Source organism: Mycobacterium sp. B14F4, assembly GCF_039871645.1.
GTDB lineage: Bacteria > Actinomycetota > Actinomycetes > Mycobacteriales > Mycobacteriaceae > Mycobacterium.
Genome location: NZ_JBDPMF010000002.1, coordinates 206175 through 226026, shown reverse-complemented (window position 1 = coordinate 226026; position 19852 = coordinate 206175). Strand labels below are relative to the sequence as shown.

17 protein-coding genes and 1 tRNA gene are annotated in these 19852 nt (G+C 67.9%); 10 read left to right on the top strand and 8 right to left on the bottom strand.

The annotated features are described in order from the left end of the window. Nucleotides 1–84: 84 nt before the first annotated feature. The 6 genes from ABGB19_RS06225 (at nt 85) to ABGB19_RS06200 (ending at nt 5815) form a co-directional block, all read left to right on the top strand. Complete coding sequence (locus ABGB19_RS06225) at nt 85–1473, top strand: wax ester/triacylglycerol synthase family O-acyltransferase (RefSeq protein WP_347685013.1); 1389 nt, start codon at nt 85–87, stop codon at nt 1471–1473. A gap of 46 nt (nt 1474–1519) precedes the next feature. Further along, the gene (locus ABGB19_RS06220; RefSeq protein WP_347685012.1) at nt 1520–2344 is read left to right on the top strand and encodes an ABC transporter permease; all 825 of its coding nucleotides are present in this window, start codon (nt 1520–1522) and stop codon (nt 2342–2344) included. A 60-nt stretch (nt 2345–2404) separates the two neighbouring features. Beyond that, nucleotides 2405–3361, top strand: a complete 957-nt coding sequence (locus ABGB19_RS06215; RefSeq protein ID WP_347685011.1) for an ATP-binding cassette domain-containing protein — start codon at nt 2405–2407, stop codon at nt 3359–3361. Continuing rightward, complete coding sequence (locus ABGB19_RS06210) at nt 3358–4206, top strand: ABC transporter permease (protein WP_347685010.1); 849 nt, start codon at nt 3358–3360, stop codon at nt 4204–4206. Before ABGB19_RS06215 ends, ABGB19_RS06210 begins: the two co-directional genes overlap by 4 nt. 147 nt (nt 4207–4353) lie before the next feature. Then, the gene (locus ABGB19_RS06205) at nt 4354–5388 is read left to right on the top strand and encodes a 4Fe-4S binding protein (RefSeq protein WP_347685009.1); all 1035 of its coding nucleotides are present in this window, start codon (nt 4354–4356) and stop codon (nt 5386–5388) included. Nucleotides 5389–5506: 118 nt separating this feature from the next. Beyond that, on the top strand, nt 5507–5815 hold the full coding sequence (locus tag ABGB19_RS06200) for a GlsB/YeaQ/YmgE family stress response membrane protein (protein WP_347685008.1): 309 nt from the start codon (nt 5507–5509) through the stop codon (nt 5813–5815). Between the two features lie 18 nt (nt 5816–5833). Here ABGB19_RS06200 and pth read toward each other — a convergent pair whose 3' ends face one another. From pth to ABGB19_RS06170, 6 genes are all read right to left on the bottom strand, one after another. Further along, a complete protein-coding gene (pth, locus tag ABGB19_RS06195; RefSeq protein WP_347685007.1) occupies nt 5834–6412 on the bottom strand; it encodes an aminoacyl-tRNA hydrolase in 579 nt (192 codons plus the stop codon). A 6-nt stretch (nt 6413–6418) separates the two neighbouring features. After that, nucleotides 6419–7114, bottom strand: a complete 696-nt coding sequence (locus tag ABGB19_RS06190; protein WP_347685006.1) for a 50S ribosomal protein L25/general stress protein Ctc — start codon at nt 7112–7114, stop codon at nt 6419–6421. A gap of 147 nt (nt 7115–7261) precedes the next feature. Then, entirely contained in the window at nt 7262–8134 is an 873-nt protein-coding gene (locus ABGB19_RS06185) for an oxidoreductase (RefSeq protein ID WP_347685005.1), read from the bottom strand. Nucleotides 8135–8228: 94 nt separating this feature from the next. Next, nucleotides 8229–8915 carry an LpqN/LpqT family lipoprotein gene (locus tag ABGB19_RS06180; RefSeq protein WP_347685004.1) on the bottom strand — a complete coding sequence of 229 codons (687 nt, stop codon included), beginning with the start codon at nt 8913–8915 and terminating at the stop codon, nt 8229–8231. Further along, nucleotides 8912–9253 carry an arsenate reductase (glutaredoxin) gene (gene arsC, locus ABGB19_RS06175; protein ID WP_347685003.1) on the bottom strand — a complete coding sequence of 114 codons (342 nt, stop codon included), beginning with the start codon at nt 9251–9253 and terminating at the stop codon, nt 8912–8914. The genes ABGB19_RS06180 and arsC overlap by 4 nt, the downstream gene beginning before the upstream one ends. Continuing rightward, on the bottom strand, nt 9250–10230 hold the full coding sequence (locus tag ABGB19_RS06170) for a ribose-phosphate diphosphokinase (RefSeq protein ID WP_347685002.1): 981 nt from the start codon (nt 10228–10230) through the stop codon (nt 9250–9252). Before ABGB19_RS06170 ends, arsC begins: the two co-directional genes overlap by 4 nt. 305 nt (nt 10231–10535) lie before the next feature. Here ABGB19_RS06170 and ABGB19_RS06165 point away from each other — a divergent pair, with 305 nt between their 5' ends. Continuing rightward, complete coding sequence (locus ABGB19_RS06165) at nt 10536–13082, top strand: PE-PPE domain-containing protein (protein ID WP_347685001.1); 2547 nt, start codon at nt 10536–10538, stop codon at nt 13080–13082. A gap of 73 nt (nt 13083–13155) precedes the next feature. Here ABGB19_RS06165 and glmU read toward each other — a convergent pair whose 3' ends face one another. Together glmU and ABGB19_RS06155 are read right to left on the bottom strand one after the other, a co-directional pair. Then, nucleotides 13156–14634: a bifunctional UDP-N-acetylglucosamine diphosphorylase/glucosamine-1-phosphate N-acetyltransferase GlmU gene (gene glmU, locus ABGB19_RS06160; RefSeq protein ID WP_347685000.1), complete on the bottom strand. Its 1479-nt coding sequence runs from the start codon at nt 14632–14634 to the stop codon at nt 13156–13158. Nucleotides 14635–14654: 20 nt separating this feature from the next. After that, nucleotides 14655–14726: transfer RNA gene (locus ABGB19_RS06155), tRNA-Gln, on the bottom strand. 154 nt (nt 14727–14880) lie between these two features. On the opposite strand from ABGB19_RS06155, the gene ABGB19_RS06150 reads away from it, so the two are divergent. The 3 genes from ABGB19_RS06150 to mfd all read left to right on the top strand — a co-directional run bounded on the left by ABGB19_RS06150 (nt 14881) and on the right by mfd (nt 19822). Further along, nucleotides 14881–15486 carry a TetR/AcrR family transcriptional regulator gene (locus ABGB19_RS06150; protein WP_347685640.1) on the top strand — a complete coding sequence of 202 codons (606 nt, stop codon included), beginning with the start codon at nt 14881–14883 and terminating at the stop codon, nt 15484–15486. 75 nt (nt 15487–15561) lie between these two features. Beyond that, nucleotides 15562–16080 (top strand): GAF domain-containing protein, encoded by a 519-nt coding sequence (locus ABGB19_RS06145; protein ID WP_347684999.1) that lies wholly within the window; start codon nt 15562–15564, stop codon nt 16078–16080. Between the two features lie 73 nt (nt 16081–16153). Then, a complete protein-coding gene (mfd, locus tag ABGB19_RS06140; RefSeq protein ID WP_347684998.1) occupies nt 16154–19822 on the top strand; it encodes a transcription-repair coupling factor in 3669 nt (1222 codons plus the stop codon). The last annotated feature ends 30 nt before the right edge of the window (nt 19823–19852 follow it).

The following is a 19852-nucleotide window of genomic DNA, read 5'->3' as shown; positions in this document are numbered from 1 at the left end:
GTCATCCGGGACTTACGTCCCTACCGTGGTGCCGCGCCCTGTACTGCTATTGAGGAAAGTCTCGAGACCAAGGGGCGGCAGACGATGGAGCGCCTGAGCGGATTCGACGCCAGCTTTCTCTACGTCGAGAGCGCCGCCACGCCGATGCACGTGTGCTCGCTGCTCGAGCTGGACACGTCGACGATGCCGGGCGGGTACACGTTCGACCGGCTGCGCGAGGCGCTGCTCCTTCGGATCGACGCTCTTCCGGAGTTCCGCGAGAAGGTGTTCGACAGCGTGTTCAACCCCGACCATCCGGTGTGGGTCGAGGACGAGCACTTCGACATCGACCGGCATCTGCACCGGCTGGCGGTGCCCGCGCCGGGCGGCCGCCGCGAGGTCGCCGAGATCTGCGGTTATCTCGCCTCGTCGGCCCTGGATCGCCACCATCCACTGTGGGAGATGTGGGTCATCGAGGGCCTCGACGGCACCGACGCCCAGCGGGGTGGCCGTGTGGCCGTGCTGTCGAAGATCCACCACGCCGCGATCGACGGGGTCAGTGCGGCCGGCCTGATGTCGCGGCTGTGCAGCCGGGCCCCCGACTCCGCGCTCCCCGAACCGGTTGCCGGTGCCGGCCGGGCCAGCACACTGCCCCTAGCGCTGGGCGGGCTCGTCAACGTCGCGAAGCGTCCCGTGCAGCTGGCCGGGCTCGTGGCGCGAACCGCCTCGACCGCCATCGACACCATCCGGCGGATGCGGGAGGGGCGAACCATGGCGGCGCCGTTCGCAGCGCCGCCGACCCTGTTCAACGCCGCGGTGAGCGGTCGTCGCGCCGTCGGATTCGCCGAACTGGACCTGGCCGACGTCAAGTCGATCGCAAAGCGGTTCGACGTCACAGTCAACGACGTCGTGCTGGGCCTCTGCTCAGAGGTGCTGCGGCAGTATCTGATCGAACACGACACGCTGCCCTCGGCCTCCCTCGTCGCGGCGGTGCCGGTCTCGGTGCACGACAGGACGCACCAGTCCGGCCGCAATCAGACATCGGTGTTGTTCTCGCGCCTCGAAACGCAGCTCGCCGATCCCGGCGATCGACTGCGCGCCGTCGCATCGGCGGATTCGGCTGCCAAGGAACACAATTCGGCCATCGACGCCACGCTGATCATGGACTGGACCCAGCAGATGAACCGTTTGGTGACCGTGTCCGCCATGTATCTCTACGCGCACAGCCCGCTCAGTGAGCGGCCGATCCACAACCTGGTCATCTCGAATGTGCGCGGGCCGACGATGCAGCTGTACTTCCTGGGTTCGGCGATCACGGCCATGTACCCGCTGGGCCCCATCTTCCACGGCGCCGGGCTCAACGTCACGGTGCTGTCGCACGACGCGAAACTCGACGTCGGGATCATCACGTGTCCGGATCTCGTGCCGGACGTGTGGGCACTGGCGGACGCTTTCCCGATGGCGCTCAAGCACCTGCTCGACGCGGTGCCGTGAGTACCCCTCGGTCGGGCGCGGCGTGCTGACCAGCCACGACGCCCGGATGCGCCTCAGGCGAGCGGCCGAGCCACTGGTCAGTGCATACGACCACCTCGGCGAGCAGGCGGCGTTCTACGGGACCTCGCTGCGCTACGTCCCCTTCGCGGCCACCAGGTACCGTACGGAGACGCTTCGGTTGATCGCCGAGATGACCTTGGGCACAGGCGCTTTGATGCTCATCGGCGGGACGGTGGGCGTCGCCGCCTTCCTGACCCTGGCCTCGGGTGGCATCCTCGCGGTGCAGGGCTACACGTCGTTGGGCGACATCGGCATCGAGGCGCTGACCGGTTTCCTGTCCGCCTTCCTCAACGTCCGGGTCATCGCCCCGGTGATCGCGGGCATCGCGCTGGCCGCCACCATCGGCGCAGGCGCCACCGCCCAGCTCGGTGCGATGCGCGTCGCCGAGGAGATCGACGCCCTCGAGGCGATGGCCGTGCGCTCGGTGCCCTATCTGGTGTCGACGCGGATCATCGCGGGGTTGGTCACCGTCATCCCGCTCTATTCGCTGGCCGTGCTGGCCGCGTTCTTCGCCGCCCGGTTCACCACCGTCTACATCAGCGGTCAGTCCCGCGGCCTGTACGACCACTACTTCAACACGTTCCTGAACCCCACGGACCTGTTGTGGTCATTCCTGCAGGCGATCGCGATGGCGATTGCGGTGATGCTCGTGCACACCTACTACGGCTACCACGCGGCGGGCGGGCCGGTCGGTGTGGGAGTCGCGACGGGCGACGCGGTGCGCCTGTCGCTCATCGTGGTGGTGGTCATCACGTTGTTCATCTCGCTGGCGGTCTACGGAACGGCGGGGGGCTTCAGGCTGTCCGGGTGAACGCCGCGGCGGTGAAAATCGGGTGGCCGCGTGTCAGGGGCGGTCGATACCGTCGATGTCATGTCCTCACCGCCTGCCATCGAGGCCGTCGACCTGGTGAAGCGCTTCGGCGACAACACCGCGGTCGACGGCGTCAGCTTCGCCGTCCCGCCGGGTACCGTGCTCGGCCTGCTCGGACCCAACGGTGCCGGCAAGACCACCACGGTGCGGATGATGACGACGCTGACCGAGCCGACGAGTGGCACGGCGCGGGTCGCCAGCTACGACGTGATGCGCGAACCGGACATGGTGCGCCGCAGCATGGGCTTGACGGGCCAGGTCGCCACCGTGGACGAACTGCTGACCGGCCGTGAGAACATCCGGATGATCGGCGGGCTCTACGGCATCCGCACCAAGGACCTCAAACGGGTGGGAGACCAACTGCTGGAACAGTTCTCGATCGCCGACGCCGCCGATCGCGTGGTGAAGTCGTATTCGGGCGGCATGCGGCGCAGGCTGGACCTGGCGGTGAGCCTGCTCGCGTCGCCGCCGGTGCTGTTCCTCGACGAGCCGACCACCGGACTGGACCCGCGCAGCCGCAGCGAGTTGTGGGAGGCGCTGCGCGGGCTGGTCGAGCAGGGTACGACGCTGTTGCTGACCACGCAGTACCTCGAGGAGGCCGACCAGCTGGCCGACGACATCGTGGTGATCGACAAGGGCCGAATCATCGCCGAGGGCTCGCCGCTGCAACTCAAACAGCAGGCCGGCAACGCGAGCCTGGTCGTCACCGTGACGAAGGCCGACGATCTGCCCGCCGCGCAGGCGCTGCTCGCCAAGACGGGGGCCGAGGTGTTCGTCGACGCGGGCGCACGTGAGCTCACCGCCGCCGCCGACGGTCTAGCCGACATGGTGCGCGTCGCGGGATGGCTGCGCGACAGCAACATCGACGTCGACGACATCGGGCTGTCCCGGCCCAGCCTCGACGACGTCTTCCTCTCGCTGACCGGCCACCGCACAGAAGAGGAGGTGGACGCATGACCGCCCTCGTGACATCGACGCGCCACCGGGTCGAGCCCGTGCCCACCCGGCGCACCAACATCGCCCAGCAGTCGTGGATCATGGTCAAGCGCAACATGATCCACACCAAGCGGATGCCCGAGATGCTGAGCGACGTGACGGTGCAGCCGATCATGTTCGTGCTGCTGTTCGCGTTCGTGTTCGGGGCGTCGATCGTCAACCCCGGCGGCACCAACTACCGCGAGTTCCTGCTGCCCGGAATCCAGGCGCAGACCATCGTGTTCTCCGCCTTCGTCGTCGCGTCGGGCATCACCGCCGACGTCGAGAAGGGCATCATCGACCGGTTCCGGTCGCTGCCGATATCGCGGTCGTCGGTGTTGATCGGGCGCAGCATCGCCAGCCTCATCCACTCGTCGCTCGGGGTGCTCGTGATGGCGCTGACGGGCCTGGCGATCGGATGGCGCATACGCGGCAGCGTCGGTGAGGCGGTGCTGGCGTTCGCGCTGGTGCTGGTGTTCGGCTTCGGGATGATCTGGTTCGGCATCCTGATCGGTTCCCTGCTGCGCAGTGTGGAAGCCGTCAACGGGGTGATGTTCACCGTGCTGTTCCCGATCACGTTCCTGGCCAACACCTTTGTGCCGACCGAGCCGATGCCGCACTGGCTGCGCGTGATCGCAGAGTGGAACCCGGTGTCCTCGCTGGCGCAGGCGATGCGGGAGCTGTGGGGCAACGGGGGGCCGGCCCCGGCGAGCGCTCAGCTGCCGCTGCATCACCCGGTGCTGGCGACCGTCCTGTGGTCGCTGGCCCTGACGGCGATCTTCGCCCCGTTCGCCCTGCGCGCCTACGCCCGCCGGACGGGAAGCTAGGCGCGCAGCGCCAGCGAGGTCAGTCCGGGAGCACCGGCGCCCTGGTGAGGAAGTGTGCGGCCGATCTTCTCCTCGTACCGGCTCCCGACATGATCGCGGCAGCAGCCCCCTCGTCCAGCTGAGTATTGTCAGCTATACTCAGCTGTCATGCGACAGATTCCCGCCCGTCTCGCCGACCACCCCACGGTGCGGGCGGTGAGCGCGCGCCGGTCGGTGACTCCGGGTGTCATCGACGCCGACTGGCTGCGCCAGGTGTGTCTCGACGCGGGCGTGGACGATGTCGCGTTCGCCAGCGTCGACAACCCCGAACTGGCCTCCGAGCGTGAGCACGTCGATGCCGCACTGCCCGGCGCGCGCAGTTACCTCTCGCTGGTGGTGAAGATGAACCGCGACAACGTGCGTTCCACGGCACGCAGCGTGGCCAATCAGGAGTTCCATCGCAGCGGCGAGGTGATGAACGAGGCGGCTCACCGCATCACCCGCCTGCTGCAGGACGCCGGCTATCGGGCGATCAACCCCGCGATGGCGTTCCCGATGGAGATGGACCCCTTTCCCGGGCGCATCTGGGTGGTGGCGCACAAACCGGTCGCCGTGGCGGCCGGACTGGGCGTGATGGGTATCCATCGCAACGTCATCCACCCGAAGTTCGGCAACTTCATCCTGCTCGGCACCATTGTCGTGGCAGCACCGATCAGCAGCTACGGTGAGCCACTGGACTATTCACCGTGCCTGGAATGCAAGCTGTGTGTCGCTGCGTGCCCCGTCGGCGCGATCAAGAAGAACGGCGACTTCGACTTCTTCGCGTGCTCGACGCACAACTACCGCGAGTTCATGGGCGGATTCACCGACTGGGCGCAGACCATCGCCGACAGCGACGACGCCGCCGACTTCCGTTCCCGCGTCACCGACTCGGAGAATGCGTCGATGTGGCAGAGCCTGTCGTTCAAGGCGAACTACAAGGCCGCCTACTGCCTGGCGGTTTGCCCGGCCGGCGAGGAGGTCATCGAGCCGTACCTCAACGACCGCAAGGGTTTCATGGATCTGGTGCTCAAACCGCTCCAGGAGAAGAAGGAGACGCTTTATGTGCTGCCGAACTCGGCGGCCAAAGAACATGCCGAGCGCCGGTTTCCGCACAAGCAGGTGAAGGTGGTCGACAGCGGCATCGGCGGACGGGCGGGGTAGCGCCACGCAGCCGGATTGTGTCGCAATCGACGCCTCGACCGTTATGGGCGCGCGGTATACCTCAAGTACTCAGCCGTTACCGCTGGGTGGTAGACCGACATTCGGGTAGGAGATCACGATGGAATTGCTCGCGGCTACTGAGATTCTCGCACGCTCGTCCACACTGACCAGCGTCGGCTGGATCGGATACATCATCATCGGCGCGCTCGCGGGTTGGATCGCAGGCAAGATCGTCAAGGGGGGCGGTTCCGGCCTCCTGATGAACATAGTGATCGGCATTGTCGGCGCGCTCATCGGCGGTTTCCTGCTCAGCTTTTTCGTCGACACGGCAAGCGGCGGCTGGTGGTTCACGCTGTTCACCGCGGTCCTGGGCGCGGTGATCCTGCTGTGGATCGTCGGGATGTTCCAGCGTCGGCGCGTGCACTGAACTGGAGGGCGCTAAGCCTCAGCCCCAGGCGTGGACGGTGTTCTGCGCCGGCTCGAGTCCCTGGCCCACCAGCAGCTCGACGGCGTCGGCTGCCTGCTCGCAGATGGTCGGCACGTCCTTCCACTCGGCGGACGTGAACGTCCCCAGCACGAAGTCGGCGCCGCGCATCCGGCCCGGCGGACGGCCGATGCCGATGCGCACGCGCTGAAAGTCGTGGCTGCCCAAGGCTGACCCGACCGACCGCAGGCCGTTGTGGCCCGCCACCCCGCCGCCGAACTTCAGCCGGATCCGGCCGAAGTCGATGTCGAGTTCGTCGTGGATCACGATGATGTCCGCGGGCGCGATCGAGTAGAACTTGGCCAGCGGTCCGACTTGACGACCCGACTCGTTCATGTAGCAGCGAGGCTTGGCCAGCACGACCGAACGCCCGCCGAGGCGGCCCGTCACCACCTCGGCTCCCGACTTCTTGTGCACCTTGAACCCCGAGCCCATGCGGTCGGCGAGGACGTCGGCGACGAGGAACCCGAGGTTGTGCCGGGTGGTGGCGTATTGCGGCCCCGGGTTGCCAAGGCCGACCACCAGTTGGGGTTCGGCCATGCCGGATTACTCGGATTCTGCGGCGGGCGTCTCTTCGGCCTCGCCTTCGGCCTCGGCGGCTTCGGCCTCGGCGGCCTCGGCGGCCTCGGCGCCCTGCTCCTCGAGCGTCGCACCGCCACCCTCGGCTTCGAGCTCCTCTTCGGTGGGCGCGGCGACGACGTTGACGACCAGCGTCTCCGGATCCGAGACCAGCGAGACGCCCGACGGCAGCTCGATCGAGCCCGCCGTGAACTGGGTACCCATCTCGGCGCCCTCGATGGACACGGTGAGCTGCTGCGGGATCGAGAGCGCGTCGGCCTCGACCTCGATCGTGTTGGCGTCCTGGGTCACCAGCGTGCCCGGCACGGCGTCGCCCTCGACGACGACGTTCACCTCGACGGTGACCTTCTCACCGCGCTTGACGACCAGCAGGTCGGCGTGGGTGATGGTGCGACGGATCGGGTGGATGTCGAGCGCCTTGGTCAGCGCGAGCTGCTCCTTGCCCTCGATGTCGAGGGTCAGCACCGCGTTCGTGCCAGCGTGGCGCAGCACGGCGGAAAAGTCGTGGGCGTCGAGCTCGAGGTGCCGCGGGTCGGTGCCGTGCCCGTAGAGGACCGCGGGCACCTTGCCGCTGCGGCGGGCGCGGCGCGAGGCGCCTTTTCCGGTCTGCGTGCGGACCGAGGCGGTCAGGTTGTTGGCGGTGCGGCCGGCGGTCTTGGCCATGAGGTGGGTGCTCCTGTCGTGTGCTCGGCACGGCCAGGGCTCAAACCACTCAAGGTTCGCGTCGATAACGGTGGCTTCACCGAAAGCCTGGCCACCCTCGCCGTGATCACCGGCCAGGGTAGTCGAAGACGCTGCTCAGCCCCAAATCTACAGCGGAAACTTGGTGTCGGTGAGCTGCTCGGACAGCTCCCACAGCGCCGTCGCGGTGCGGCCGTTGCGTGCGAGCGGGCTGCGGAACGACGTCGGTCCGGTGGCGCCGCGCGCACCGAAGCGTGGGCCGACGAACGTGTCGCCCCCTACGTCTTCGGCCACCGCGTAGAGGGTCTGGCGGGCGCCGAAGTCCGCGCTCGTCGCCGTCAGCCTGTTGGCGGCCAGCCAGAACCGGGTGCCCACCTTGTTGCCGGTCTGCCCCTGCAGGTTGGTGGCCGAGTAGCCGGGATGCGCGGCGATCGCCCTGACTGGTGACCCGGCCGCGGTGAGCCGGCGCTGCAGGTCCTTGGTGAACAGCAGGTTCGCCAGCTTCGACTGCCCGTACGCCGGCCACGCGAGGTAGGGCCTGGCCTTCCAGTTCAGGTCGTCGAGGTTGATCCACCCGAGTATGTGCATGATCGACGACACCGTCACCACGCGGTCGGTGATCTTCGGCAGCAGCAGGTTGGTCAACGCGAAGTGGCCGAGGTGGTTCGTGCCGATCTGGCTTTCGAAGCCGTCCTTCGTCAGCGCGTACGGCACCGCCATGATGCCCGCGTTGTTGACCAGGACGTCGACGGTCTCGACGCCGTCGGCGAACGCGCGCACCGACGACAGGTCCTGCAGGTCGAGCTTGCGGACCTCGATGTCGCCGCTCATCCCCGAGGCCGCCTCGTCGCCCTTCGCGGTGTTGCGAACCGCGAGGATCACCGTCGCGCCGGCTCGCGCGAGTTCACGCGCCGTGACCAACCCGAGGCCGCTGTTGGCGCCGGTGACGACGACGGTGCGTCCGGCGAAGGAGGGCAGATCGGCAGCGGTCCAGTCGCTCATGGTGCCGACTCTAGTGACGCCCCCGCGAAATGGCATTCCAGCAGGCCTTCACTCGAACTTTGCTGCTGGAATGCCGTTTCGCGACAAAGAGAGGTCAGCGCGGCGGCGGGGCTTTCGGCGGGGCTTTCGGCAGTGCGACGGTGAGCCCGCCGATGATCGACTCGATCTCCGGCGCCTCCGCGGCGGCCTTGTCCGCGAACCCCGTCACGGTGAACTGGACCAGATAGCGCTGGTTCGCGGGCGGTGCACCGGTGGCGATGACGATGCGGTTGTAGCTGTGCATCCGGGTGCCGTTGAGGTCGTAGCTGCCCTCGATCATCGCCGACGGGAAGCCGTTGAACTTGTCCATCGAGTCGTTGAGCTTCTTGAAGTTCTGCGACATCTCAGCGTCGACGTAGCCGTGCTTGATCGCCTCGTTGACGTCGAAGTCGCCCGTCAGCTTCAGCACCACCAACATCGCGATCGGGTACGTGTCACCCTTGGCGATCACCCGGGTGCCCGGCGCGAAGTTGGTGTTGAAGTACGGCTGCCACCCGGGCGGTGTCGGGAAGGTGACGGTCAGATCCGTCATCTTCTCCGGGAACGCGGGCTCGCCGACGACGCCGTTCTGCTCGAGGTAGGCCGCGATCGGCACGGGCCGGCCCGCTTCGGTGGGTGTCGTGGTCGTCGGCGACGACGACGTCGACCACACCGACTGGTAGTCGGGCGGTTCCGTGCCGCAGCCGGATACGACGACGAGCGCGACAGCCCCCGCGACGAGCCGAAAGCCTCGCCGGCTCACAGAATCTCGCGCACCGCGTCGATCGGCCGGGCGAGCCGGGTGCCCTTCGGGGTGACGACGAACGGGCGCTCGATGAGGATCGGGTGCTCGGCGAGAGCGTCGAGCAACTCGTCGTCGGACGCCGACTCCAAACCGAGCTCGGAATACAGCGATTCCCGCTTGCGCACCGCGGTCCGCACGTCGATCCCCGCGTCGGCGATCATCTTCGCCAGCTCCGCGCGCGTCGGCGGTGTTTTGAGGTACTGGACGACTGTCGGCTCGATTCCGTTCTCGCGCAACAGGTCCAGCGTCTTGCGCGACGTGGAGCACTTGGGGTTGTGATAAATGGTCGCGGTCATGCCGACCCGTCGAACAGGCTGGTGACCGAACCGTTGTCGAACACCGCGCGGATCGTGTTGGCCAGCAGCGGCGCGATCGACAGCACGGTCAACTGGGGGAACTGTTTCTCCTCGCCGATCGGCAGCGTGTTGGTGACGATGACCTCGCGGGCGCCGGACTCGGCGAGCCGCTCGCGCGCCGGATCCGAGAGCACCCCATGGGTGGCCGCGATGATGACGTCGCCCGCGCCGTCGGCCTTGAGCAGCTTGACCGCCCCGGCGATGGTCCCACCGGTGTCGATCATGTCGTCGGTCAGCACGCACGTCTTGCCGCGCACGTCGCCGACGACGCGGTTGGACACCACCTGGTTGGGCACCAGCGGATCACGGGTCTTGTGAATGAACGCCAGGGGAACGCCGCCCAGCGAGTCGGCCCACTTCTCGGCGACGCGCACGCGACCCGAGTCAGGGGAGACGACCACCATGTCGTGGTCCGAGTAGTTGTCGGCGATATAGCCGGTGAGCAGCTTCTGCGCGCGCATGTGGTCGACCGGGCCGTCGAAGAAGCCCTGGATCTGGTCGGTGTGCAGGTCGACGGTGAGGATCCGGTTGGCGCCCGCGGTCTTGAGCAGATCGGCGACCAGGCGGGCCGAGATGGGCTCGCGGCCGCGGTGCTTCTTGTCCTGCCGGGCGTACGGATAGAACGGCAGGATCGCGGTGATCCGCTTGGCGCTGCCGCGCTTGAGCGCGTCGATCATCAGCAGCTGTTCCATCAGCCAGGTGTTCAACGGCGCCGGATGGGACTGCAGCACGAACGCGTCGCAGCCTCGCACCGACTCGTCGAACCGGACGAAGATCTCCCCGTTGGCGAAGTCCCGCGCCGTCTGCGCGGTGACGGGAACGTCGAGTTCCTTGGCTACCTGCTCAGCGAGTTCGGGGTGCGCCCGACCCGAGAACAGCATCAGATTCTTGCGGTTGTCGGTCCACTCGGTGCCCACGGTGCGCCCTCGTTGTCGGGGATCGATACGGCCTAATCGTACGTAGCGCCACACGCAACCCGTGTCCGGGTTGCCAGATCATGAACAATCGAGGCGCGGCTCACGGCGTTCAAGCCGTCGCCAGCACCCGCCTCGAACCGTCTCGACCGGGGAAACCAGCGGTAGTTCGTTGGCCGGATAGTTTGCTGAATCAGGGTATTTCGGCCCTACGGGCGAGGGCCTTTGAAAGTGTGCCGGACCGCAGCGGCGCCCGCACCATGGGTGACGGGTCGGGGGAAAAGACCAACAGCAGGAAACTCACACCAATGCGTAAATTCGGCAATCAGCCGCGATTCGAGAGTGCACGCGCGAAGAGGCGCTCGGCGGCCAAGGGAAACAAAGCAAAGAAGCTGGGCTTGCTGGGCGCCGCCTCTGCGACGGCCGTCGCGGTGGCCTTCGCGTCGCCGATGGCCAACGCGCTGTCGTCGGAGACGTACTTCGTCGGCATCCCGAGCTGGCTTCCGATCAGCGGCGTTCAGACGCTGCCGTCCGATCCCGACGTAATCAAGAACGCGATCGTCGCGGCCAAGGACAGCGATCCGCTCATCGCGTGGGGCTTGGATCCGGTGGATCTCGTGCCCGCCTGGGTGGTGTGGCCCGACGGGCTGCCGTCCTACACCCTGCCAGTGATCGGGCAGACCGGCTCCCACGTGGAGACGAACCCGCTGTACCAGCCCGCTTACGACGCGGCCTACGACGTCGCCTATGCGGCCGGCTACGCCCAGAAACTCGCGGACCTCGTGCAGCAGGTCTACGACACGACCTTCAGCACAGTCAGAGCCACGAGGTACACCGAGATCCTGAACTCGTACCCCTGGTACCTGCGGAATTTGCAAGTGACTAAAGACGCTGCTATGGCGCAGGCCACCGCAGAGGCGACCGCGGCTGCGATTTCGGCGGCCAACGCCGCCCGCACCAATCCGACCTACGTTTCGCAGGCCGAGGCAGCCGGGGTGATCGCAGGAGAAGCCGCCGCCCTCGAAGCCGTCGCGAACATCCCGCAGACCATCACGGTGCCCGATTTCGGGATCACCGAGGACGGCTACTGGACGACGACGACCGCGGGTCAATGGGTGTCACCGACCGACCTGGAAGGCCTGCCGCTGGAGGTGCAACTCGCCTATGCCGCGTGGGCGATCCAGAATGGCGACATCGGTGTTACCGCTCCGTTGCTCAACTGGACCACGTATCTGACCAACGTCAACCTGATCGCTTACGGTGACGGCGCCATTGCCACAGGGCAGGCCTATCAAGCCTTCATCGACGCGGTCAAGAACGGCGAGATCCAGGCGGGCCAGCCACTGACTGGGCCCAGGCAGATCCGCATCGTGGACGAGAACGGCGTTGTGCGGCTTGTCACCGTGTACGTGACCAACAATCCGCTCGACGTCCCGAGCCTGACCTTCCCCCCTGCGACCGACCAGCCGGAGGTCGAGGTGGTTCAGCCCGGCGGCGTGATCGACGCGACGTTGCTGTCGTTGGTGTTACTTCGCAATCCGGGTCGGCCCAATGGCGGTCTGTACGCCCGGTTCTCGGACCAGTATGTGACGCCTGAGCGCCAGGACGTCCTGCCGGAGGGTGTTGATCCGGAACTGGTGGCGAAGCTGATCAACGGCGACTTCAGTGATGTCGACAGCATCGACGAACTGCTTGCCGTGGTTGACCAGTTGGAAGCGGCCGACGGCCAGCCGATCGTTCTCACCCTGAAGGCCGACGCCGGATGGGAATACGACCTGCTGTCCGACGCCCCGGCGACGGCAAACCCGTTCGCGTGGGCCAACTCCCTGGCGTCGGCGATCTTCCTGACGAACCTGATCACCGGGATCGACCCGGCGAACCCGACAACGGCTCCGGAAGGCACCACGGTCAACTGGTACGTCGTGCCCGCGGGCCAACCAGACGCGGGAACGATATATGTGACCTACGCGCCAAATCAGTTGGCGCTGCTGGCACCGCTGCGCCTTCCGACTCAGCTGCTGAGCCTCGTGACCGGCCAGTCGATCAACAACCCGGTGGCGGACGCCTTCGAGCCGGCATTGAAAATGCTGGTCAACCTCGGCTACACCGATGTGGTCCGTAACCCGGACGGCACCTACAGCCGCACCCTGAACCAGATGCACATGCCCACGCCGTTCGGCTCGAAAGCGCCTCTGACGCCTCAGATGTTGCTCTACGTTCCCGGCGACTTCATCACTCTGTTGGGCAAGGGCATCGGTGATGAGCTGAGCCAGGAACTGGAGCAGATCGTGAGACTGGTTCTGTCCATCGTGGCACCCAACGCCCCGCTGGATCCCGGCGTCGTCCAACTGCTGCGTGCCCCCGGCGACATGATAACGGCAGTCAGCAAGGGAGTCGGCGACGCCACGTCGGCCGCGCTCACCGGAGTCGGAAAACCGGCGATCGAAGCCAATCCCGGTGCGGCCGCCGCGGTGTCGACCGTGGTGCAGGGTGCGCTGCCGCCGCAGCCGCAGCCCGAACCGGTCGTGCAGGATCAGCAGCCGGTCCAGACGATGCTGGACGATTCCGTGGAGCCGGCGGCGGTGGCGGAGTCACCCGCGCCGGTTGAGTCGGACCCCCCGGCGGACACCACGGACGACAACGGGCCGCGGCTCAACGTGGTCACCGGAACCGGTAACTCGGCCACGGCACCGGACAACGACGACACGGTCGAAAGCGATGCCGAGGGAAGTTCCGAGGAGACGCAGGAGGCCTCGGTCGTCGGTGGCGGTACCGACGACCCGGATACCGGCGGGGACTCCGGCGCCGGGGACGCGGGCGCCGGCGGGTCGGGCGGCGATGGCTCCGGCCAGTAAGGAGTAGCCGAGTAGAACAGCCCCTGGGCGGGACCCCGGGGCTGTTCGCTTTGCCGAGGTCGTCTGAGCCCAGTCAGGACGTATCGCTGTCCTCGGCCTCGGCCTCGGCCTCCGCGCGGGCGCGCCGCGCCGCCTCGTCGGCCGCCGAGCCCGGCCGTTTGCGCGACACCCAGCCCTCGATGTTGCGCTGCGGACCCGCCGACACCGCCAACGCACCGGGCGGCACGTCCTCGCGGATGACCGTGCCCGCGCCGGTGTACGCCCCGTCGCCGACCGTGACCGGAGCGACGAACATGGTGTCCGACCCGGTCCGCACGTGCGAGCCGATCGTCGTGCGGCTCTTCGTTTCGCCGTCGTAGTTGACGAACACGCTGGACGCGCCGATGTTGCTGTGCTCGCCGATGTCCGCGTCGCCGACGTACGTCAGGTGCGGCACCTTCGTACCGTCGCCGATCGTCGAGTTCTTGGTCTCCACGAACGCGCCCAGCTTGGCGGCCGCGCCCAGCACGGTGCCGGGCCGCAGGTAGGCGAATGGCCCGACGGCGGCGCCGGCGCCGATCACCGACTGGCCGCCGTGGGTGCGCACCACCACGGCTTCGTCGCCGACGGTCACGTCGGTGAGCGTGGTGTCCGGCCCGACCTGGCAGCGACCACCGATGCGGGTGGCGCCGAGCAACTGTGTGCCGGGGTGGACGACGGTGTCGCGCCCGATGGTCACGTCCACGTCCACCCAGGTGGTCGCCGGGTCGATGATCGTCACCCCCGCGCGCTGGTGCGCGGCGACGATGCGTCGGTTCAGCTCGGCGCCCAACTCCGACAGCTGCACGCGGTCGTTGACGCCGGCCACCAACGTGGAGTCGCCGACGTGCCTGGCGCGCACCACCTGGCCGTCGGACCGCACGATCGAGATGACATCGGTCAGGTACTGCTCGTGCTGGGCGTTGTCGGACCGCAGCCGGGAGAGCGCCGAGCGCAGCGCGGCGATGTCGAACGCGTACACCCCGGCATTGACCTCGGTGATGGCCTGCTGCGACGGGGTCGCGTCGGCCTGCTCGACGATGCCGATGACCTCCTCGTCCTGAGTGCGCAGGATGCGGCCGTAGCCGGTCGGGTCGGGCAGCGTCGTGGTCAGCACGGTGGCCGCGGTGGGTGCAGCACCGTGGGTGGCGATCAGGTCGGCCAGCGTGTCGGCGTCCAGCAGGGGAACGTCACCCGAGGTGACGACCACGATGCCGGCGAAGTCGGCGGGCAACGCCGCCAGCCCGCACTCGACGGCGTGCCCGGTGCCCAGCTGCTGTTCCTGCACGGCCGTGTCGATGGGGCGGCCCAGGTCAGTCGCCAGCTGCTCGACGGTTGGCGCCACGCGGTCGCGGTCCTTGCCGACCACCACGACCAGGTGCTGTGGCGCCACCTTGGCCATCGCGTGCAGTACATGCGACAGCATGCTGCGGCCCGCGAGCGTGTGCAGCACCTTGGGGGTGTCGGATCGCATCCGGGTACCCGCCCCGGCCGCCAGAACGACGACCGCTGCTTCGCGATGCTGGTTGGCCATCAAAGATCCTTGCGTTGAAGCTCCGTCGCCAGGACTCGAACCTGAACTATCTGAACCAAAATCAGAGGTGCTGCCGATTACACCACGACGGATCGATCAAGTCGTGATGCTAGTCCAGCGGTCGGCCTCCTCCCCGGTTGTCCCTGCGGCTCGTCCCTCGCCACTTGATCGTCGCCCGACGTCGAACCAACTACCCTGATAGCCGTGGCAGCACCCGACAAGGAGGTCCGGGCACCGCGGGCGCGGATGACCGGCGCCGAGCGGCGCCACCAGCTCATCGACGTCGCGCGGTCGCTGTTCGCCGAACGCGGCTACGAGGGCACCTCCATAGAGGAGATCGCGCAGCGGGCCAACGTCTCCAAGCCTGTGGTCTACGAGCATTTCGGCGGCAAGGAGGGGCTGTACGCGGTGGTGGTCGACCGCGAGATGTCGGCGCTGCTCGACGGCATCACGTCGTCGCTGACCAAGATGACCAACAACCGCTCCCGGTTGCGCATCGAACGCGTTGCGCTGGCGCTGCTGACCTATGTCGACGAGCGCACCGACGGGTTCCGCATCCTGATCCGCGACTCCCCGGCGTCCATCACGTCGGGCAGCACCTACTCGACCCTGCTCAACGAGGCCGTCAACCAGGTCTCGTCGATCCTGGCCGGCGACTTCTCCCGCCGCGGCCTCGACCCCGAGATGGCCCCGCTGTACGCCCAGGCGCTGGTCGGCTCGGTGTCGATGACGGCGCAGTGGTGGCTGGACGTCCGCGAGCCGAAGAAGGAGGTCGTCGCCGCGCACCTGGTCAACCTGTGCTGGAACGGCCTGATGCACCTGGAGAACGATCCGCTGCTGCTCGACGAGTGACCGTTTATTGACGCATCGGTAGCGCATCGGTTCGCTTTGTGGATATCGTGGGCCCATCGCGGAGACAGGGGCCTGATGACAGACGAACTCGCTCAGATCGAGCAACGGCTGCAGGCGTGCACACGTCTGGAGGACGTGCAGCTGGTGGTCAAGACGGCGGCGCGGCGGCTCGCCGGGTCGGACGGGTCGACCTTGGTCCTGCTCGACGGCGACCACGTCTACTACGCCGACGAGGATTCGATGAGCCCGCTGTGGAAGGGGCAACGGTTCCCGGTGTCGGCGTGCATCAGCGGCTGGGCGATCATGCACCGGGAGACCGTGGTCCTCGGCGACATCCGCACCGACGAGCGGATTCCGCAGGAGGCGTACCAGCCGACGTTCGTGCGCAGCCTGGTCATGACGCCGATGCTCGACCCCGCACCCGTCGGGGCGATCGGCGCCTACTGGTCCACCCGTGGTGCGCCTGCTCGTGAGGCGGTGCACGCGCTGGAGCAGCTGGCCGGCCTCGCCGCCGTGGCGCTCGAACGCTTCCCGGAGCGAATCCCCGACCCGAGCTTCAGGCTCGGCCGCGCGGATACCGGCGTGCTGACGTAGCCGATCCGAGGTAGCGGGCGGGACTTGACCGGCACCGCAACGCCTTTAGCGGTCCCCCTAGGATGGACTCATCATGACCGCATCGGGGACCCTTGCTGTCCCAACCCCGATCGCGGGCCTTGTCGAGCTGGCGCTTCGCGATCCCTCGCTGGAAGAAATCACCCGCCGCGCGGCCGACAGACCCGCAGATCTCACCGTCGTCGGCCCGGCCAGCGCCCGGCTGTTCGTGTCGTGCGCGCTCGCGACGCCGGCTGAGCCGGCAAGGGGCTCCGCCGGACCGCTCGTCGCCGTCACCGCGACCGGTCGCGAGGCCGACGACCTGACCGCCGAACTGCGCGGCGTGCTCGGCGAGTCCGTCGCGATGTTCCCGTCCTGGGAGACCCTGCCGCACGAGCGGCTGTCAGCGGGCGTCGACACGGTCGGCGCGCGAATGCTGCTGCTGCGCCGGCTCGCCCATCCCGACGACGAGCGTCTCGGCCCGCCGCTGCGCGTGGTGGTCACCACCGCCCGCTCGCTGCTGCAACCGATGGCGCCCGACCTGGCCGAGACCGAACCGGTGACGCTGACCGTGGGCGTCGATTCGGATTTCGACGCCGTCATCGCCCGGCTCGTCGAGCTGGCCTACACGCGTGTGGACATGGTCGGCAGGCGCGGCGAGTTCGCGGTCCGCGGCGGCATCCTCGACCTGTTCCCTCCGACGTACGAGCACCCGGTGCGCATCGAGTTCTGGGGCGACGAAGTCTCCGAGATCCGGATGTTCTCCGTCGCCGACCAGCGGTCCATCCCGGAGATCGACATCGACACCGTCATCGCCGTGCCGTGCCGCGAGCTGCTGCTGACCGACGACGTCCGCGAGCGGGCCGTCGAACTCGCCCGCGAGCACCCCGTGCAGGAGAACACGCTGCCCGGCAGCGTGCCGGACATGCTGGCCAAGTTGGCCGAGGGCATCCCCGTCGACGGCATGGAGGCGTTGCTGCCGCTGCTGCGCCGCACCGAATTGTCGGTGCTGTCCGATCACCTGCCCGCGGGCACGCCGCTGCTGATCTGCGACCCGGAGAAGGTCCGCACCCGCGCGGCCGACCTGATCAAGACCGGCCGCGAATTCCTCGAGGCGTCGTGGTCGACCGCGGCCGTCGGCGGCGATGTGCCCATCGACCTCGAGACGCTGGGCGCGTCGGGGTTCGTCGAACTCGACGACGCCCGCGCCGCGGCCCGCGCGAGCGGTCACCCGTGGTGGACGTTGAGTCAGCTGTCCAACGAGGCCGCCGTCGAGGTCGACATCCGGCCCGCACCGTCGGCGCGCGGATCGCAGGCCGGCATCACCGAGATCTTCGCGATGCTGCGTGCCCACGTCATGACCGGCGGCTATGCGGCCATCGTCACGCCCGGCACCGGCACCGCGCAGCGCATCTGCGAGCAGTTGGCCGAATCCGACACGCCTGCAACGCTTCTCGACCCCGGATCACCCCTCAAGGACGGCGTCGTCGGCGTGCTGAAGGGGCCGCTGCACAACGGCGTGGTGATCGCGGGCGCCAACCTGGTGGTGATCACCGAGACCGACCTGACCGGCAACCGGGCCACCGCCACCGAGGGCAGGAAGCTGGCCGCCAAGCGCCGCAACGTCGTCGATCCGCTGGCGCTGACCGCCGGCGATCTGGTGGTGCACGACCAGCACGGCATCGGGCGGTTCGTCGAGATGACCGAACGCGTGGTCGGCGGCGCCCGGCGCGAGTACCTGGTACTGGAGTACGCCTCGAGCAAGCGCGGGGGCGGATCCGATCGGCTGTTCGTGCCGATGGACTCGCTGGACCAGCTGTCGCGCTACGTCGGCGGCGAGTCCCCGACGCTGTCCAGGCTCGGCGGCAGCGACTGGACCAACACCAAGACCAAGGCCCGCCGCGCGGTGCGCGAGATCGCCGCCGAACTCGTGTCGCTGTACGCCAAGCGCCAGGCGTCGCCGGGCCACGCGTTCGGCCCGGACACGCCGTGGCAGGCCGAGATGGAGGATGCGTTCGGCTTCACCGAGACCGTCGACCAGCTGACCGCGATCACCGAGGTCAAGGGCGACATGGAGAAGCCCGTCCCGATGGACCGGGTGATCTGCGGCGACGTGGGCTACGGCAAGACCGAGATCGCGGTGCGCGCGGCGTTCAAGGCGGTGCAGGACGGTAAGCAGGTCGCGGTGCTGGTGCCGACGACGCTGCTGGCCGACCAGCACCTGCAGACCTTCTCCGAACGGATGGCCGGCTTCCCGGTGACGGTCAAGGGTCTCTCGCGGTTCACCGACCCGGCCGCGTCGAGAGCCGCGCTGGAAGGCATGAAAGACGGCAGCGTCGACATCGTGATCGGCACGCACCGCCTGCTGCAGACCGGCGTCACCTGGAAGGACCTCGGGCTGGTCATCGTCGACGAGGAGCAGCGGTTCGGCGTCGAGCATAAGGAGCACATCAAGTCGATGCGCACCCACGTCGACGTGCTGACCATGAGCGCAACCCCGATCCCGCGCACACTGGAGATGAGCCTGGCCGGCATCCGGGAGATGTCGACGATCCTCACCCCGCCCGAGGAGCGCTACCCGGTGCTGACGTACGTGGGGCCGCACGACGACAAGCAGATCGCGGCCGCATTGCGACGCGAACTTCTGCGGGACGGGCAGGCCTTCTATATCCACAACCGGGTCCGCACCATCGACCAGGCCGCCGCCCGGGTCCGGGAAATGGTGCCCGAGGCCCGTGTGGTCGTCGCACACGGCCAGATGCCCGAGGAACTTCTCGAGCGCACCGTCGAAGGGTTCTGGAACCGCGAATACGACATCCTGGTCTGCACGACGATCGTCGAGACCGGGCTGGACATCTCGAACGCCAACACGCTGATCGTCGAGCGCGCCGACACGTTCGGGCTATCCCAGCTACATCAGTTGCGTGGCCGGGTGGGCCGCAGCCGCGAACGCGGCTACGCGTATTTCCTGTATCCGCCGGAGGTTCCCCTCACCGAGACGGCCTACGACCGGCTGGCCACCATCGCGCAGAACAACGAACTCGGCGCCGGCATGGCGGTCGCGCTGAAGGACCTCGAGATCCGCGGTGCGGGCAACGTGCTGGGAGCCGAGCAGTCCGGTCACGTCGCCGGTGTCGGATTCGACCTGTACGTGCGACTGGTCGGCGAAGCGGTCGAGGCCTACCGCGCCGCCGCCGACGGCAAAACCGTTGCGACGCCGGAGGAACCCAAGGACGTGCGGATCGACCTGCCGGTCGACGCGCACCTGCCGCCGGACTACATCGGCAGCGACCGGCTCCGGCTGGAGGGCTACCGCAGGCTGGCTTCGGCGCATGATCAGGACTCGGTCGACCGGGTTGTCGACGAGCTGGTCGACCGGTACGGCGCGCTGCCCGAACCCGCGCAGCGGCTGGTGGCCGTCGCGAGGTTGCGGTTGCTGCTCAAGCATCACGGCATCACCGAAGTCAGCGCGATGTCGGAGTCGACGCTGCGGCTGGCGCCGCTGGCGCTGATGGACTCCCAGCAACTTCGGCTCAAGCGGATGCACCCGAGTGCGAACTACCGGGCGACCACCGCGACGGTGCAGGTGCCGATCCCGCGGGCGGGCGACGGTCTCGGCGCGCCGCGCATCCGTGATCTTGAACTGCTCCGCATGGTCGCCGGATTGGTGCTGGCCCTCAATGGAAAACCGCAGGACAGTATTGATATAACGAGACTGGGGTCGGGTCAGGAATCGCAGCGATGAGCGCTTGCGCGAAGAGCAGGGGATCCAGGT

Coding starts and splice junctions, on each gene's coding strand:
- ABGB19_RS06225 (WP_347685013.1), top strand. CDS start 85: ATGGAGCGCCTGAGCGGATTCGACGCCAGCTTTCTCTACGTCGAGAGC.
- ABGB19_RS06220 (WP_347685012.1), top strand. CDS start 1,520: ATGCGCCTCAGGCGAGCGGCCGAGCCACTGGTCAGTGCATACGACCAC.
- ABGB19_RS06215 (WP_347685011.1), top strand. CDS start 2,405: ATGTCCTCACCGCCTGCCATCGAGGCCGTCGACCTGGTGAAGCGCTTC.
- ABGB19_RS06210 (WP_347685010.1), top strand. CDS start 3,358: ATGACCGCCCTCGTGACATCGACGCGCCACCGGGTCGAGCCCGTGCCC.
- ABGB19_RS06205 (WP_347685009.1), top strand. CDS start 4,354: ATGCGACAGATTCCCGCCCGTCTCGCCGACCACCCCACGGTGCGGGCG.
- ABGB19_RS06200 (WP_347685008.1), top strand. CDS start 5,507: ATGGAATTGCTCGCGGCTACTGAGATTCTCGCACGCTCGTCCACACTG.
- pth (WP_347685007.1), bottom strand. CDS start 6,412: ATGGCCGAACCCCAACTGGTGGTCGGCCTTGGCAACCCGGGGCCGCAA.
- ABGB19_RS06190 (WP_347685006.1), bottom strand. CDS start 7,114: ATGGCCAAGACCGCCGGCCGCACCGCCAACAACCTGACCGCCTCGGTC.
- ABGB19_RS06185 (WP_347685005.1), bottom strand. CDS start 8,134: ATGAGCGACTGGACCGCTGCCGATCTGCCCTCCTTCGCCGGACGCACC.
- arsC (WP_347685003.1), bottom strand. CDS start 9,253: ATGACCGCGACCATTTATCACAACCCCAAGTGCTCCACGTCGCGCAAG.
- ABGB19_RS06165 (WP_347685001.1), top strand. CDS start 10,536: ATGCGTAAATTCGGCAATCAGCCGCGATTCGAGAGTGCACGCGCGAAG.
- glmU (WP_347685000.1), bottom strand. CDS start 14,634: ATGGCCAACCAGCATCGCGAAGCAGCGGTCGTCGTTCTGGCGGCCGGG.
- ABGB19_RS06150 (WP_347685640.1), top strand. CDS start 14,881: ATGACCGGCGCCGAGCGGCGCCACCAGCTCATCGACGTCGCGCGGTCG.
- ABGB19_RS06145 (WP_347684999.1), top strand. CDS start 15,562: ATGACAGACGAACTCGCTCAGATCGAGCAACGGCTGCAGGCGTGCACA.
- mfd (WP_347684998.1), top strand. CDS start 16,154: ATGACCGCATCGGGGACCCTTGCTGTCCCAACCCCGATCGCGGGCCTT.